14 protein-coding genes are annotated in these 16,139 nt (G+C 67.9%); 6 read left to right on the top strand and 8 right to left on the bottom strand.

The features are described 5' to 3' along the window. Positions 1-3: 3 nt before the first annotated feature. The 3 genes from CE453_RS09375 to CE453_RS09365 form a co-directional block, all read right to left on the bottom strand. A complete protein-coding gene (locus CE453_RS09375; RefSeq protein ID WP_089174343.1) occupies positions 4-1,287 on the bottom strand; it encodes a cytochrome b in 1,284 nt (427 codons plus the stop codon). A 52-nt stretch (positions 1,288-1,339) separates the two neighbouring features. Next, positions 1,340-1,903, bottom strand: coding sequence for a ubiquinol-cytochrome c reductase iron-sulfur subunit (petA, locus tag CE453_RS09370; protein ID WP_089174342.1), 564 nt, complete (start codon positions 1,901-1,903; stop codon positions 1,340-1,342). 175 nt (positions 1,904-2,078) lie between these two features. Further along, on the bottom strand, positions 2,079-3,944 hold the full coding sequence (locus CE453_RS09365) for an ABC transporter ATP-binding protein (RefSeq protein WP_089174341.1): 1,866 nt from the start codon (positions 3,942-3,944) through the stop codon (positions 2,079-2,081). A gap of 119 nt (positions 3,945-4,063) precedes the next feature. Here CE453_RS09365 and CE453_RS09360 point away from each other — a divergent pair, with 119 nt between their 5' ends. Next, positions 4,064-4,582: a tRNA (cytidine(34)-2'-O)-methyltransferase gene (locus CE453_RS09360; RefSeq protein WP_089174340.1), complete on the top strand. Its 519-nt coding sequence runs from the start codon at positions 4,064-4,066 to the stop codon at positions 4,580-4,582. After that, complete coding sequence (gene hemF / locus CE453_RS09355; protein WP_089174339.1) at positions 4,560-5,492, top strand: oxygen-dependent coproporphyrinogen oxidase; 933 nt, start codon at positions 4,560-4,562, stop codon at positions 5,490-5,492. Before CE453_RS09360 ends, hemF begins: the two co-directional genes overlap by 23 nt. A gap of 24 nt (positions 5,493-5,516) precedes the next feature. Here the strand turns inward: hemF and CE453_RS09350 are convergent, their stop codons facing one another. Genes CE453_RS09350 through CE453_RS09335 form a run of 4 tightly spaced genes read right to left on the bottom strand, consistent with a single transcriptional unit; the run spans position 5,517 to position 8,252 of the window. Continuing rightward, entirely contained in the window at positions 5,517-6,749 is a 1,233-nt protein-coding gene (locus CE453_RS09350) for a CCA tRNA nucleotidyltransferase (protein ID WP_089174338.1), read from the bottom strand. Next, complete coding sequence (locus tag CE453_RS09345) at positions 6,746-7,003, bottom strand: DUF6111 family protein (RefSeq protein ID WP_089174337.1); 258 nt, start codon at positions 7,001-7,003, stop codon at positions 6,746-6,748. Before CE453_RS09345 ends, CE453_RS09350 begins: the two co-directional genes overlap by 4 nt. A gap of 11 nt (positions 7,004-7,014) precedes the next feature. Beyond that, positions 7,015-7,668 (bottom strand): CoA pyrophosphatase, encoded by a 654-nt coding sequence (locus tag CE453_RS09340; protein ID WP_089174336.1) that lies wholly within the window; start codon positions 7,666-7,668, stop codon positions 7,015-7,017. Next, entirely contained in the window at positions 7,665-8,252 is a 588-nt protein-coding gene (locus CE453_RS09335; protein WP_089174335.1) for a DUF1285 domain-containing protein, read from the bottom strand. The genes CE453_RS09340 and CE453_RS09335 overlap by 4 nt, the downstream gene beginning before the upstream one ends. A gap of 230 nt (positions 8,253-8,482) precedes the next feature. Between CE453_RS09335 and CE453_RS09330 the strand changes: the two genes are divergently transcribed. The 4 genes from CE453_RS09330 to CE453_RS09315 are packed head-to-tail and all read left to right on the top strand — an operon-like array spanning position 8,483 to position 15,361. Next, a complete protein-coding gene (locus CE453_RS09330) occupies positions 8,483-9,505 on the top strand; it encodes an AAA family ATPase (protein WP_089174334.1) in 1,023 nt (340 codons plus the stop codon). Positions 9,506-9,509: 4 nt separating this feature from the next. Then, the gene (locus CE453_RS09325; protein ID WP_089174333.1) at positions 9,510-10,427 is read left to right on the top strand and encodes a DUF58 domain-containing protein; all 918 of its coding nucleotides are present in this window, start codon (positions 9,510-9,512) and stop codon (positions 10,425-10,427) included. Between the two features lie 12 nt (positions 10,428-10,439). After that, entirely contained in the window at positions 10,440-13,268 is a 2,829-nt protein-coding gene (locus tag CE453_RS09320) for a DUF4159 domain-containing protein (protein WP_089174332.1), read from the top strand. Between the two features lie 2 nt (positions 13,269-13,270). Beyond that, entirely contained in the window at positions 13,271-15,361 is a 2,091-nt protein-coding gene (locus CE453_RS09315) for a hypothetical protein (RefSeq protein WP_089174331.1), read from the top strand. Positions 15,362-15,397: 36 nt separating this feature from the next. Here the strand turns inward: CE453_RS09315 and CE453_RS09310 are convergent, their stop codons facing one another. Continuing rightward, positions 15,398-15,913, bottom strand: coding sequence for a GNAT family N-acetyltransferase (locus CE453_RS09310; RefSeq protein WP_089174330.1), 516 nt, complete (start codon positions 15,911-15,913; stop codon positions 15,398-15,400). Positions 15,914-16,139: the final 226 nt, after the last annotated feature.

The raw sequence follows: 16,139 nt of genomic DNA, 5'->3' as shown, positions 1-16,139 counted from the left end.
CCGTCAGCCCTTGACGTTCGGTTCGGCCGCGGTGGCGGTCGCGATGCGGGCGGCCGAGCCACCCTTGGCGGAAGCCAGCACGGAGTCGGCGATCGAGGTCGGCAGCGCCTTGGGACGCTCGAACAGGCCGACGACGAACAGCGCGACGAAGAAGCCGAAATACAGCACCGTGAAGATCTGCGAGGCGATGACGAAGCCACCTTCTGGCGGCATCGCGCCGAGATAGCCGAGACCGATGCAGACAGCGAGCCAGGCCCAGAACAGCTGGCGCGCGATCGGCCGATAGTTCATCGACTTGACCTTGGAGGTGTCGATCCAGGGCAGGAAGGCGAGCACGACGATGGCCGAGCCCATGGCGATGACGCCGCCGAGCTTGTCGGGGATGGCGCGCAGGATCGCGTAGAACGGCAGGAAGTACCATTCGGGAACGATGTGCGCCGGCGTCGCGGCCGGATTGGCCGGGATGTAGTTGTCGGCGTGGCCCATGAAGTTGGGCTGGTAGAACACGAACCAGCCGAACACGATCATGAACACGACCATGCCGAACAGGTCCTTGATCGTGGCGTAGGGCGTGAAGGGCACCGTGTCCTTCTCGACGTTCTTCACCTCGACGCCGGTGGGATTGTTCTGGCCGACATGGTGCAGCGCCCAGACGTGCAGCACGACGACGCCGAAGATCATGAAGGGCAGCAGGTAGTGCAGCGAGAAGAAGCGGTTCAGCGTCGGGTTGTCGACCGAGTAGCCACCCCACAGATAGGTGACGATCGTCTCGCCGATCACCGGCAGCGCCGAGAACAGGTTGGTGATGACGGTCGCACCCCAGAAGGACATCTGGCCCCAGGGCAGCACATAGCCCATGAAGGCGGTGGCCATCATCAGCAGGAAGATGACGACGCCGAGGATCCAGAGCACCTCGCGCGGAGCCTTGTACGAGCCGTAATAGATGCCGCGGAAGATGTGCACATAGACCGCAACGAAGAACATCGAGGCGCCGTTGGAGTGCAGGTAGCGTAGCAGCCAGCCATAGTTCACGTCGCGCATGATGTGCTCGACGGAGTTGAAGGCCATCGTCGCATGCGGCGTGTAGTGCATCACCAGGATGACGCCGGTGATGATCTGCGCCACCAGCATGAAGACCAGGATACCGCCGAAGGTCCACAGATAGTTCAGGTTGCGCGGGACCGGGTAGGACACCGCCGAATCATGGGTCAGCCGGATGATCGGCAGGCGCGCATCAAGCCAGCGCTCGATACCGGTCTTCGGAACGTATGAACTGTGACCACTCATGAAGAATGCCTCAAGGCTGTCTCATCTGGGCGAAAGGCTTCGAGCGCGGCGCTCAGCCGATCTTGATCTTGGTGTCCGCCGTGAAGGCATAGGGCGGAACCGGCAGGTTGAGCGGCGCCGGGCCCTTGCGGATGCGGCCGGAGGAATCGTAGTGCGAGCCGTGGCAGGGGCAGAACCAGCCGTCGAAGTCACCCTTCGGGTCGCCCGGGGCATTGCCGAGCGGCACGCAGCCGAGATGGGTGCAGTTGCCGAAGACGATGAGGTATTGTTCGTGGCCAGGCTTGGTGCGCTGTTCGTCGGTCTGCGGATCGCGCAGCGTCGAGATGTCGACCGCCTTGGCCTCGTCGATTTCCTTCTTGGTGCGGTGACGCACGAAGATCAGCTTGCCGCGCCAGAACAGCTTGATCGCCTGGCCCTCGGCCACCGGAGTGAGATCGACGTCGATCGGCGCGCCTGCCGCAACCGTCTGCGCGTCGGGCGCAAGCTGGCTGATCAGCGGAACGACGATGGAGCCGGCGGCGACGGCGCCGGCGGCGCCGGTCGCGAGCAGCATGAAATCGCGGCGGGTTGTTCCGGTCGATGTATCGGTCGCGTGCGCCACGATCCAATCCCTCATACGTCTTGCGAGCTGGAACAGCTCGAAATTGTCGTCTCTCGCCCTCATAGGGGCGCGCCGCCACCTCCGCAATGCGGCGGGGCGTCACCTTGGGCTCTTTGACATGCAGATTGGACGAAGTCTACTGTCGCGAACGCCTTAGCCATGCATGGCGCACAGTCCGCTGGCGTAGACGTCAGACGGCGAGCTTTTCCGGATCGGCCGCAGCGAGGAATCCACCCGACTGGCGCGCCCAGAGCCGGGCGTAGAGCCCGCCGCGCGCGATCAGCTCCTCATGGCTGCCGGTGTCGACGATCCGCCCCTTGTCGAGCACGATCAGCCGGTCAAGCTCCGCGATGGTCGAGAGCCGGTGCGCGATCGCGATCACGGTCTTGCCCTGCATCAGCGCCGCGAGCTGCTGCTGGATCGCCGCCTCGACCTCCGAATCGAGTGCCGAGGTCGCCTCGTCAAGGATCAGGATCGGCGCATCCTTCAGCAGCACACGAGCAATCGCGATGCGCTGGCGCTGGCCGCCGGAAAGCTTCACGCCACGTTCGCCGACACGCGAATCGAAGCCCTTGCGACCATCCTGGTCGCCGAGGCCGAGGATGAACTCGTGCGCCTCCGCCTGCCGCGCGGCTTCCGCGATCTCGGCTTCGTTCGCGCCGATGCGGCCATAGGCGATGTTGTCGCCGATCGAGCGGTGCAGCAGCGAATTATCCTGCGTCACCATGCCGATCTGCGCCCTGAGCGAATCCTGCGTGACGTGCGCGATGTCCTGCCCATCGATCAGGATGCGCCCGCCGTCGAGCGGGTAGAGCCGCAGCAGCAGGTTGACCAGCGTCGACTTGCCGGCGCCCGACGGGCCGACAAGGCCGACCCGCTCCCCTGGCTTGATCGATAGGTCGAGCCCTTCGAACAGCCCCTGCGCCCTGCCGTAGTTGAAACGGATCGCCTCGAAGCGGATCGCGCCCCTGTCGACGACCAGCGGCACCGCATCGGCGGCGTCAGGCAGGTCGTGCGGCTTGGCGATCGTCTCCATGCTCTCCTGCACCGAGCCGATATTCTCGAAGATGCCGCGCACGAGATGGATCAGCCAGCCGGACATCTGCACGAGCCGCAGCACCAGGCCGATCGCTGCGGCAACGGCTCCGGGCGTCATCTCGCCCTGACTCCACAGAAGCAGCGCCAGCCAGGCCGTCGCGACGACGAGCAGGCTGTTCATCGTCTGCAGGATGACGCTGACCCCGGTGATCAGCCGCGACAGGTTCAGGAACGAGTCGTTCCACCAGCCGAGCGATTCGCGCACCGCCGAGCGCTCGGCGTCACCGCGCGCGAACAGCTTCACCGTCAGGATATTGGTATAGGAATCGACGATCCGCCCGGTCGTACTCGAGCGGCCGAGCGAATTCGCCTCCGAGCGCTTCTTGGCGCGAGGCACGAAATAGATCAGCAGCGCGACATAGGCCGCGAGCCAGGCGATCACCGGCAGCGCCAGCCACAGGCTGGTCTTGCCGAAGAAGCCGATCGCGACCGAGGCGAAGACGAGCGCGTACCAGAGGTCGTCGATGACTTCGATGGTCGCACCGCGGATCGACTGCCCGGCCTGGATGACGCGGGCCGAGAGCCGACCGGCAAAGTCGTTCTGGAAATAGGAGAGCGCGTGGCCGAGCGTATAGACATGGTTGCGCCAGCGGATCTGGTTGGTGATCTGCGGCACCACGACCTGGTCGACGATGGCGTGGTTGGCGAAATAGATCAGCGGCCTGACCACGACGAGCAGGAAGGCCGCCCCCGCCAGGACCCAGCCATGATCGCGGAAGATCGTCGCGGGCGACTGGGTCGAGAGCAGGTCGACGAACCAGCCGACCATCAGATACATCGCCGCCTCGATGCCGCTGAAGCCGAGGCCGGTCAGCATGATCAGGGCCATCCAGCCCTTCACGCCCTTGATGTGGTGCCACATGAAGGGCCAGACGCCGCGCGGCGGCGTTTCGCCCTCGTCGAAGGGAGCGAAGACGTCGATGCGGCTTTCGAGCCAGCGGAAGAACGGTGCGAACATGGGCCGCCCTCCTCTGGGTCGGCATCACGGCGAAATTCAGGGCGAGATATGGGTTCGTTCGGGTCTCGCGACCAGCCCGCTTGACGCATGTCGGCCCGCCACCTCATGACAGCAGCCGGATGACAGAAACCTCGCTCCGCCTCGCCCTCTTCCAGCCGGACATCCCGCAGAACGCCGGCACGATGCTCCGTATGGCCGCCTGCCTCGGCCTCGGCGTCGATATCGTCGAGCCCGCAGCCTTCGACGTCTCGGACCGGCATTTTCGCCGCTCGGGCATGGATTATCTCGAGCGCGCCGCAGTCATGCGTCATGATTCCTTTCGGACCTTCGAGGAATGGCGCAGGGCCGAGGGACGTCGGCTCGTCCTGGCCGAGACGGATGGCGCGACCGCCTTGCCGGACTTTGCCTTCCGGCCGAGCGACATTGTCATGGTCGGGCGCGAATCCGCCGGCGTGACGGCAGAGGTGCGGAATGCGGCCGGGGCGAGCCTGCACATTCCCATGCGGCCCGGCTTGCGTTCGATCAATGTCGCGCTCGCCGCCGCGATGGTAATGGGCGAGGCATTGCGACAGACAGGCGGCTTTCCCGGCCGCCAGGAAGCCGACCGGACCGATCATGAACACGCGCCGCCCCGCTGAAACCTCCGCCCCCGTCGATCCGGCGGTCGTCGCCGCGCTGAAGCCGCGCGCCGCTGCCTGGTTCGAGAGCCTGCGCGATCGGATCTGCGCCGCTTTCGAGCAAGTCGAGGACGAGGCCTCCGGCCCCTTCGCACCCGAGGCCGATGCCGCCCCCGGCCGCTTCGTCCGCACGCCCTGGCAGCGCAGCAACCATGACGGCGTCCCCGGAGGCGGTGGGGTGATGTCGATCATGAAGGGCCGTGTCTTCGAGAAGGTCGGCGTCCATGTCTCGACGGTGCATGGCAGCTTCCACCCTGATTTCGCCGCGCAGATCCCCGGCGCGGCAGCCGATCCGCGCTTCCACGCGACCGGCATCTCGCTGATCGCCCATCCGTGGAATCCGAACGCCCCCACCGTCCACATGAACACGCGTTTCGTGGTGACGACCCGGCCCTGGTTCGGCGGCGGCGCCGACCTGACACCGGTGCTCGACGCACGTCGTACGCAGGAAGATCCCGACGCACGCGACTTCCATGCAGCGATGCGCCGGCCCTGCGAGCGTTTTCCGGCCGTCGCCGACTATCAGAACTTCAAGGAGTGGTGCGACGAATACTTCTTCCTGAAGCACCGCAACGAGCCGCGCGGCATCGGCGGCATCTTCTACGACTATGTCTGGACCGGGGACGTGGAAGCGGATTTCGCCTTCACCCGCGCCGTGGGCGAGGCGTTCCTCGACAGCTACCCGAACATCCTGTGCCGCAATATCGGCAAGCCCTGGACCGAGGCCCAGCGCCACGAGCAGCAGGTCCGCCGCGGCCGCTACGTCGAATTCAACCTGCTCTACGACCGCGGCACGATCTTCGGCCTGAAGACCGGCGGCAATGTCGATTCCATCCTGTCCTCGATGCCGCCGACGGTAAGGTGGCCGTAAGGCCGCCCTCTGCGCGAAGCGGCCTCAATCGGCCGCAGTCGCAGCCGCCCTGACGAACCGCATCTGCTCATCCAGGCCGGCAATGCAGCCGGCTTCGATCCAGCCGTGACGGGCCGCTTCCAGCACCTGCCCAACCCTCGGCCCCGGCGGGATGCCGAGCCCGATGACGTCCTTGCCCGTCGGCAGGAAGGGTGGCGTCCGAGCCAACGCTCCGATGAGGTTGTGTACGTCGCCCCCCGCGTCCTGACCCGATGCGTTCAGCAGGACGAGCGCTGCAGCCGCCGCATCGTTCCCCACCTTTTCGGCGACATGCCGCGAGGTAGCGATCGTCGGCAGCCCCGATCGCCCGCCCAGGCCTTCCAGCGCGAGCGCGACCCGCTCGACCCGGTCAAACTCCTCGTTCGACAACCGCAGCCGCTCGCGCAGTCTGAGCGCATCCTCCCGAACGAAAACCGCGAGCGCAGCCAGACGAAAGGCCGGATAGACACCTTCGCCGCGATCCTGTGCCACTGCAGCGAAGCGCGAAAGATGCGGCACGCCGCCGATCACCGGAACGACGAGCCCCGCCCCCGCCATCGCCTGCAAAGTCGCAGCGGCGCCAGGCGCGACCACAAGTTTGAGCAACTCCGCCCGGACCCGCTCGCGCGACAGCCCGGCAAGCCCGTCGCGACCAGCAGTGCAGGCCGCGATCCCCTCCGCATCGGGTTCGCCAACCCCATAGCGCGCATGGAAACGGAAGAAGCGCAGGATGCGCAGATAATCCTCGCGAATGCGGGTCGCGGCATCGCCGATGAAACGGATGCGGCGAATTGCGAGATCATCGAACCCGCCGCAATAATCGTGGACCGTGCCGTCGCGGTCCAACCCGAGCGCATTGATGGTGAAGTCGCGCCGCAGCGCGTCGGCTGAGAAATCCCGACCGAACACGACCTTGGCGCGGCGCCCGTCCGTCTCGACATCCTGCCTGAGCGTCGTCACCTCGAAGCTCGCGCCCTTCGCGACGAGTGTCACCGTGCCGTGGTCGATGCCGGTCGGAACCGCCTTGAAGCCAGCCGCCCGGCCGCGCCGGATCGTCTCCTTGGGCAGGGCCGTCGTCGCCAGATCGATGTCGCTGACCGGCTCGCCGAGCAGGAGGTTGCGGATGGCGCCTCCCACGACGCGCGTCTCCTCCCCCTCGCCATTGAGCGCGGCAAACAGGCGCGACAGGACCGGCTGAGCAAGAAAAGCTGCGATCCTCTGCCGAGCGGCCGCATTCATCGGAAGCGACCGGGAACCAGCACGCCATTCTCCATATGCGGCGGTTCATAGGCGCCCCGGTCGCGCTTCGTCACGAAACCTTCCACGGCAAGAATGCCGATCACCAGCACGAGCCCGGCAATCGCCAGCAGGAAGGCATGGCGACTCCAATGCTCGACATCGAAGGGGTTGCGCCGCCGAATGACGAGATAGCTCGCGAAGATGCAGAAGGGCAGAACGAAGAGCAGAACCTCTTCGATGATCGCGCGCAGCATGCCCTCACCCTTCAGCCCGCCAGCCGCTCGTAGAGATTGCGGATCATGCCGGCGGTTGCACCCCAGATATAGCGATCCCCGAACGGCATCGCATAGTAGGTGCGGAAATGCCCCTTCCATTCGCGCCCCTCGCGCTTGTGGTTGGCGGGATCGAGCAGGAAGGAGAGCGGCGTCTCGAAGGCCTCGTCCACCTCGTTGTGGTTGATCGTCAACGAGAACGGGGTCTCGACCAGCGCGACGACGGGTACGATGCGATAGCCGGTTCCGGTGAGGTAGGCGTCGAGGAAGCCAAGCGTCCGGACATGCTCGCGGGCAAGCCCGATCTCCTCCTCGGTCTCGCGCAGCGCCGTCACCACCGGCGAGCCGTCGACCGCATCGACCCGTCCGCCGGGAAAGGCAACCTGCGCCGAATGGTTGCGCAGGGCCGCGGCTCGCTGGGTGAGCAGCACCGTCGGCCCTTCGGGTCGCGGCACGATGGCGATCAGAACGGCGGCAGGAACGGCCCGCTTCTCGTCAGGGATCGGCACCGGCTGCGGCTGGTTCTCATGGTCGCCGCGCGGGCGCTCGATCACGTCGCCGAGCTGGGGCGGCTCGGCCCGCAGCCGCAATCGTGCGAGCGCCGCGAAACCCTCGGCGCTGAGGTTGAGAGCCTTGTCGGACATCATGAAATATCGAGGCCCTCGATCTCGCGCGCCGGCAATGCCGGATAGAATTGACCCGCAGCGGCAATGCCGAACATGGCCTCGCCCTCCACCTCGCGCACCTCACCCAGCGCCAGCAGGTCGTAGGTCACGGCCCGTGTCAGCCGGGCCCAGAGCCCGCGCCGGACATGCACATAGGGCTTCAGCCCGTCCTTGGCAGCCCGCTCGAAGCGCAGGGCATGTTCCGGTCCGACGCAGAGCAGATCGTCGACTTGCGTCCTGAAGGCGATCGTCCGCCCGTCATCTTCGCCGTCGATCTGCATCTCCACGGCCTGGAAAGGTGCATCCTCCACCTGGATTCGCACTTTTTCGACCGGGGTCACGAGAAAGTGCTCGTCGCCCTCGCGCTTGAGCACAGACGAGAACAACTTGACCAGCGCCGACCGACCGATCGGCGTGCCGAGATAGAACCAGGTGCCGTCGGCAGCGATGCGCATGTCGAGATCGCCGCAGAATGGCGGGTTCCAGCGCTCGACCGGCGGCAGGCCACGGCCCTTGTCGCCCAGCGCTGCCATCAGCCGTTCCATCGCATTGCCCGGCGCCGTCATCCCAGAATCGGTTCCTTTTTCGGCTGCGGCATATTGGTTGCACCGCGTTTCTGCCTTGAACTCCACATAATCGTGAAGCCGAGTTTATGTGTACCGCCGCAATCGGCGCTTGAGCCTGCAAAACCGCCCGTCCACATTCAACCATGGAACGTGGCGAGAGGTCCGCGGCCTGCTATGCAAGGATGCGGGGCGGCCGGCGGCGCAGGATTGCCAGGGTGAAGGAGAGCGACATGGCGGCGCAAGCCCGTGCGAGTGAGAGCAACACCCCGATCGACCTCGACAGCGGCGTCGTCGAGGCGGCCGAGGCGGCGCTCGGCGCCATCGGCGCGGCCCGCAAGGAGATCGGCCAGGTCATCTTCGGCCAGCAGAAGGTCGTCGATCTCTCGCTGATCACGCTTCTGGCCGGCGGCCACGGCCTGCTGGTCGGCGTGCCCGGCCTCGCCAAGACCAAGCTCGTCGAGGCGATGGGCACCGTGCTCGGTCTCTCGGCACGACGCGTCCAGTTCACGCCCGACCTGATGCCCTCCGACATCCTCGGCTCGGAGGTTCTCGACGAATCGAGCGACGGCAAGCGCCATTTCCGCTTCATCAAGGGCCCGGTCTTCGCCCAGCTCCTGATGGCGGACGAGATCAACCGCGCCAGCCCCCGCACCCAGTCCGCCCTGCTGCAGGCGATGCAGGAGCACCACGTCACCGTCGCCGGCGAGCGTTACGACCTGCCCGCCCCCTTCCATGTTCTCGCGACCCAGAACCCGATCGAGCAGGAAGGCACCTATCCGCTGCCGGAAGCACAGCTCGACCGCTTCCTGCTCGAGATCGACGTCGATTACCCAGATCGCGAGGCCGAGCGGCGTATCCTGCTCGAAACCACCGGCGCCGCCGAATACAAGCCCTCGCAGGCGATGACGGCCGAGACGTTGATGTCGATCCAGCGGCTCGTGCGCCGCCTGCCGGTCGGCGACGCGGTGGTCGATGCCATTCTCGACCTCGTCCGCTCCGCCCGCCCGGGCGAAGGCGACGCGGCGATCACCGACAAGCTCGCCTGGGGCCCCGGCCCTCGCGCCAGCCAGGCGCTGACGCTCGCCGCCCGTGCCCGAGCGCTGGTCGAAGGCAGGCTCGCCCCTTCGGTCGACGACATCGCCGCACTGGCCGCACCCGTGCTCAAGCACCGCGTCGCGCTGACCTTCGCCGCCCGCGCCGATGGCGAGACCATCGAGGGCGTGATCGGCCGCCTCGTGGAACGGCTGGGATAAGCCGATGTTGCGTACGCGCGTCCTGAGTCAGACCGAGCGGCAGCCGGCGAGGCCCGTCCTCACCGCTTCGCTCGACCTCGCCGCGCGCCTACCTCGTCTCATCCTCGAAGCCCGCCGCGTCTCGGCAAGCGTCCACGGCATCCATGGTCGCCGCCGCGCCGGGCCGGGCGAGACCTTCTGGCAATACCGGCCGCTGGTCGCCGGCGAATCCGCCTCGCGCATCGACTGGCGCCGCTCCGCCCGCGACGGCCATCTCTTCGTGCGCGAGCGCGAATGGGAAGCTTCCCACACCGTCTGGCTCTGGATCGACCGTTCCGCCTCGATGGGCTTCGCCTCCTCTCTCGCTTCGGCCTCCAAGATCGACCGTGCTCTTGTGGCCGGTTTCGCCCTGGCCGAGACGATGGTCGAGGGCGGCGAGCGTGTGGGCCATCTCGGGCTGACGCGGCCGCTCGCCTCGCGCAACATCATCGAATTGCTGGCACAGGCTATCGTCGCCGACCGCAAGAGCGCCGAGGATGACCTGCCGCCCGCCGCGCCGCTGCCACGTCTCGCCGACGCGATCATCGTCACCGACGGCCTCTCCCCGTCCGACTCGCTGTCGAAGCGCATCGCCACCATGTCATCGAGCGGCGCGCGCGGACATGTCCTGCTGATCGCCGACCCGATCGAGGAGACCTTCCCCTTCACCGGTCAGGCCGAGCTCTTCGACCTGGAGGACGGCCTCAGCCTGCGTGTCGGCGACGCAGGCTCCTGGGGCGAGGAGTATCGCCAGCGCCTCGCCGCCCATCGCGAGGCGATCCGCGAAGCCTGCCGCAAGGCCGGCTGGACCTTGACACTCCACCGCACCGACCGTCCCGCCAGCGAAGGCGTGCTGCGCGTTGCCAGCCTCGTCGCCGCCTCGCGCGGCGCTTCGGGCTTCTAGGGAGGAGGCGGAATGTTCGGCGCCCTGCCCCTCACCTTCTCCGCCCCGCTGGCGCTGGCCGCGCTGGCGCTGCTGCCGGCTCTCTGGCTGATCCTGCGCGTGACGCCGCCGCGCCCGCGCCGGATCGATTTCCCGCCACTGAAGATCATGGCCGATCTGATCCCGAAGCGGGAGATGCCGGCCCATACGCCCTGGTGGTTGCTCGCCATCCGCATGGTCGTTGCGGCGCTCGCCATCCTCGCCGTCGCGGGACCGATCTGGAACCCGCCCCGCGACGCCGGGCCGACCCGCGGGCCCGTGCTGCTCCTCGTCGACAACGGTTTCGGCGCAGCGACCGACTGGGCGGACCGGATCTCCGTCGCCGAGTCCCGCATCGCTGCTGCGACCCGCGAGGGGCGCACCGTCGCCGTGGTCGGACTGGCCGAGAACCCGGCCGAGATCTCGCTTCTCGACCCGCGGACCGCGTTGGAGCGGTTGCGGGCGCTGACGCTCGAGCCGCATGCGCCGGACCGTGCCGCCCATCTGCCGCGCATCGAAAACCTGCTGCGGAATTCTCCGGAAACCGAAATCGTCTGGGTCTCGGACGGGCTCGCCGTCGGCGATGAAACGCCCTTCCTCTCCCGGCTGAAGATCTCCGGCGAACGGCGCCTGGCCATCCATGCCGGGCCCGCGACCCAGCTCGCCCTGGCCGCGCCCGAGAATCAGGCTGGTGCGCTCACCGTGAAGGTCTTGCGCCCGAACGCCGCCGCCCCAGCGACCGGACAGGTTCGCGCGCTCGATCTCAAGGGACTGCCGCTCGGCGAAGCGCCCTTCATCTTCGAAGGCTCGGCCCTGGAGACCAGCGCGCGCCTGACCCTTCCGATCGAGGTGCGCAATGCCGTCTCGCGCCTGGAGATCGCCGGGATGCGCAGTGCCGGGTCCGTCGCACTGCTCGACGAGAGTGCGAAGCGCCGTCGCGTCGGCGTCGTTTCGGGTACCACCGCCGACACCGCCCAGCCGCTGCTCTCGCCGACCTACTACGTCTCGCGCGCGCTCCAGCCTTTCGCCGAGGTCCGCGAGCCGCGCCAGGGCTCCAACGATCCAATCGGCGAATTGCTGGCACAGAACCTTTCCGTGCTGATCCTCGCCGATATCGGCACGCTCGACCGCGAGACCGCGACGAAGATTTCGGATTTCGTGCAACGCGGCGGCGTGCTCTTGCGCTTCGCCGGCCCGCGCCTCGCCGCCACCGCCGACGAGCTCACCCCGGTCAAATTGCGCCGCGGCGGCCGTACACTCGGCGGCGGCCTCTCCTGGGACACGCCGCGCAAGCTCGCCGCCTTCACCCGCGAGAGCCCCTTCTTCGGCCTGACCATCGGCGACGACGTCCGAGTCACCCGCCAGATCCTGGCCGAGCCGGAGCCCAACCTCTCGCGCAAGACCTGGGCGGCGCTGGAGGACGGCACGCCGGTCGTCACCGGCGAGCGCCGCGGCGACGGGCTGATCGCGATGTTCCATGTCACCGCCGACACCACCTGGTCGAACCTGCCGCTCTCCGGCCTCTTCGTCGAGATGCTGCGCAAGGTCGTCAACCTCGCTGGCGCAGGCACGGCTGCCGAGGCGCAAGGCGACGAGGTCAGGGTCGAAACCCTCTCGCCGACCCGCGTGCTCGACGGTCTCGGCCAGTTCCGCAGCCCGCCGGCGACGAGCCAGCCCGTCGCCCGCAACTTCGCGGGCCGCGCGACGCTGCTGCATCCGCCCGGCCTCTACGGTCCCACCGAAGGCTCCTTTGCCGTGAATGCGCTCGCTCCGAATGACAAGATCGCCGCGCTCGACCTCGCCAGCCTCGGAGCACCGATCCTGCCGATCGACGAGCCGATCGCGCGCGACATCCGGCCGCTCCTGCTCGTGCTCGCCTTGCTGCTGCTGATTCTGGACACGCTCGCGACGCTGTGGCTCGGCGGCCGCCTGGGGCTCGGCCGCGCCCGCCGCGCCGCCGCGCCGGCCGCGATACTGCTGGCGCTCGCCCTGGTCGCGAGCCTCGCGCCCAATCCGGTTCGGGCGCAGCCTGCCCCGGCTCCCCAGGCCACGCAGCCCGAAAAACTCCCGCCGATCCCGCGCGAGCTCATCGCCAACGGCGCGATGACCCGGCTCGCCTATGTCGTCACCGGCGACAAGGCCGTCGACGACATGTCTAAGGCCGGGCTCACTGGCCTCAACACCGTGCTCGCCGCCCGCACCGCGCTGGAGCCGGGCGATGCCATCGGCGTCAATGTCGACCGCGACGAACTCGCCTTCTTCCCGGTGCTCTACTGGCCGATCGTCGCCGGCCGTCCCATCCCCTCCGCGGAGACGCTGCGCAAGCTCGAAGCCTATATGAAGGGCGGCGGCCTCGTGATCTTCGACACCCGCGACGCGATGAGCGCCCGGCCCGGCGGCGGCACCACCCCCGAGGGCGACCAGCTCAAGCGCATGCTGCAGACGCTCGACATTCCGGAGCTCGAGCCGCTGCCCGCCGACCACGTGCTGACCAAGACCTTCTATATCCTCGACGGACTCATCGGCCGCTACGACACCGGCACCACCTGGGTCGAGACCCTGCCGCCCGCGGACAATGAAGGACACCGCCCGGCGCGGGCCGGCGACAATGTCTCGCCCATCGTCATCACCTCGAACGACCTCGCCGCAGCCTGGGCGATCGACCGGCGCGGCGAAGGCCTGGTGCCGCTCTCGGGCTCCGATCCACGCCAGCGTGAACTGGCGCTGCGCGGAGGCATCAATCTCGTGATGTATGCGCTGACCGGCAACTACAAGGCCGACCAGGTCCATGTCCCGGCCCTGCTGGAAAGGCTGGGTCAGTAGCCATGTGGAGCCTCTCCTTCGCCCCCCTGGTCCCTCTGCCGCTGCTGATCGGCCTCGCCGTGCTGGCGGCGATCGCGGCTGGCGCAGCGATCGTCCTCGCCGGCCGCAGCGCCATCCTGCGCGCTCTGGCGCTCGCCGTCCTCGCGGTCGCGCTCGCCGATCCTTCCCTCGTCTTCGAGGATCGCGAGCCGGTGAAGGATGTCGTCTCGGTCGTGGTCGACCGCTCCGCCTCGAACCGCCTTGCCGACCGCACGGCCCAGACCGACACCGCCCTTGCGGAGGTCGAGCGGCAACTGCGCGCGATCCCCAATGTCGAGCCCCGCATCGTCGATGTCCGCGACGCACAGGGCACCAGCGACGGCACCCGCCTGTTCGAAGCATTGACCAACAGCCTCGCGGATGTGCCTTCCGAGCGCGTCGCCGGCGCCATCGCCATCACCGACGGCCTCGCCCATGACGCTCCGCCCAACGCCGAGGTGCTCGGCCTGCGCGCTCCGCTTCACGTGCTGACCACCGGCCGCAACGCCGAGATCGACCGGCGCATCGTGCTGGTCGATTCGCCGCGCTTCGGCATCGTCGGCAAGGATCAGATCATCCGGCTGCGCGTCGTGGACAAGGGTGGCCCCGGCCGCGCCGGCCTGACCATCCGCCGCGATGGCGAGATCGTCGCCCGCCGCGAGGTTGCGACCGGGCAGGTCGTGCAGGTTCCTGTGCGGATCGACCGCGGCGGCCCGAACGTCGTCGAGATCGAGGCCTCGCCGCTCGACAAGGAACTGACGCTCGCCAACAACCGCGCGGTCATCACCATCGAGGGCGTCAGGGACAAGCTGCGCGTGCTGCTGGTCTCGGGCGAACCGCATCCGGGCGAGCGCACCTGGCGCAACCTGCTCAAGGCCGACGCCAATGTCGATCTCGTGCATTTCACCATCCTGCGCCCGCCGGAAAAGCAGGACGGCACGCCGATCAACGAGCTCTCGCTGATCGCCTTCCCGACGCGCGAGCTGTTCCAGGTCAAGATCAAGGAATTCGACCTGATCATCTTCGACCGCTACGCCAACCAGTCGATCCTGCCGCTGGTCTATTTCGACAACATCGTCCGCTATGTCCGCGCCGGCGGGGCGCTGCTCGTCGCCGCCGGCCCCGAATATGCCGGCTCACAGACGCTGTCGCGCACGCCGCTCGGCCAGATCCTGCCGGCGGTGCCGGATGGCAGTGTCATCGACGAGGCTTACCGCGCCCGCGTCAGCGACCTCGGCAAGCGCCACCCCGTCACCCGCGACCTGCCGGGCTCGGAGGTCGACCCGCCGCGCTGGGGCGAGTGGCTGCGCATGGTCGGTGCCCAGGCCAGGCCCGGTGCCGCGCCGGTCATGACCGGGCCCGGCGACAAGCCGCTACTCATGCTCTCGCGCGAGCAGAAGGGCCGCGTCGCGCTCTTCCTTTCCGACCACGAATGGCTCTGGGCCCGCGGCTTCCGCAATGGCGGCCCCTATCTCGACCTGCTCCGGCGCCTCAGCCACTGGCTGATGAAGGAGCCGGAGCTGGAGGAGGAGGCGCTGCGCGCCAGCGCCCGCAACGGCACCATCGAGGTCGAGCGCCAGACGCTGGGTGACAACCCCTCCCCCGTCACCATCACCGGCCCCAATGGCGAGTCCCGACAGATCGCGCTGGAGGCCGGCCAGCCCGGCCTGTTCACGGCACGCATCCCGACCGCCGAGCTGGGCCTCTATCGCGTCACCGCCGACAATCTCACTGCCTTCGCCAGCGTCGGACCGGAGAATCCACGCGAGCTGATGGATGTGGTCAGCGATCCCAACGCCCTGCAGTCGCTGGCGCAATCGACCGGCGGCTCCTCGCGCCGGGTCGGCCATGAAGGCGATTCCGACGTCAGTATCCCACGCATTGTCCCGGTGCGGTCCGGCAGCCAGTTCGCCGGAGCCGACTGGATCGGCCTCAGGATCAGCGATTCCGGCGTCGTCCGCGGCGTGCAGATCTCGCCGCTCTTCGTCGGGTTGATCGGACTTGCGGTCCTGTTCGGCGCGCTCGTTGCCGGCTGGCTCGGCGAGAGCGGCCGGCGTTTCAGGCGCGAGACATAGTTCATCGCGCGTCCTGACGGACGCGATGACGATGATCTATCTCATCGCCATAGAGCGCGCCGAGATCACCTCGCCGCGCCGCTTGGCCAACACGCCCTCGACCAGCTCGAGCGCCAGGAAGCGCGCCGGATCGGCCGGGCCGGGCAGCACGAGCTGCCCCAGGGGGATCACCTTGAACCCGAAGCGGGCGTAGTAGGGCGCATCCCCGATCAGCATGACGAGATCGTGCCCGGCCTCGCGTGCAGCCTCGATCGAACGGTTCATCAGGGCGGCGCCGATGCCCCTGCCCTCGAAGGCGGGATCGACCGTCAGCGGCCCCAGCATCAGGGCTGGATGGCCGCCAGCGCCGACCAGTGTCACCTTGACCGAGCCAACGAGAAAGGTGCCGACATGTGCGGCAAAGGACAAAGCCGGATCGGGCGGCACCCCTTCGCGGAGGCGAAAGGCCGTGCGGGCGAAGCGGCCGGGACCGAAGGCGCGTTCATGCAGCCGCTCGATCGCGGCATTGTCCACGGGAAGCTCGTGGCGGATGGTCAGGGGCAGGGATGTCATGGCGACCGGAGAAGGCTGCAGGGAAGCGAGCAGTGAGGGCGAGGCGCGCGAGCGCCCAGACCGGAGAGGCGCATTCAGCGCGTCGGTCGTCGCAGGTCTCGCAGGCTGTGCCGGTCGGTCATGGGCTGCGCCTGTAGCAGAGCAGTCCGGGCGCGTCCATCCGCAGCATCACGCAAAATGAACCATGCGATGCACGGACCAGGCCGCTCAAGCTGGACATCCGGGA

This window comes from Bosea sp. AS-1 (assembly GCF_002220095.1).
GTDB lineage: Bacteria > Pseudomonadota > Alphaproteobacteria > Rhizobiales > Beijerinckiaceae > Allobosea.
The sequence above is the reverse complement of the archived record's forward strand: the minus strand, read 5'-3'. Positions and strand labels throughout refer to the sequence as shown.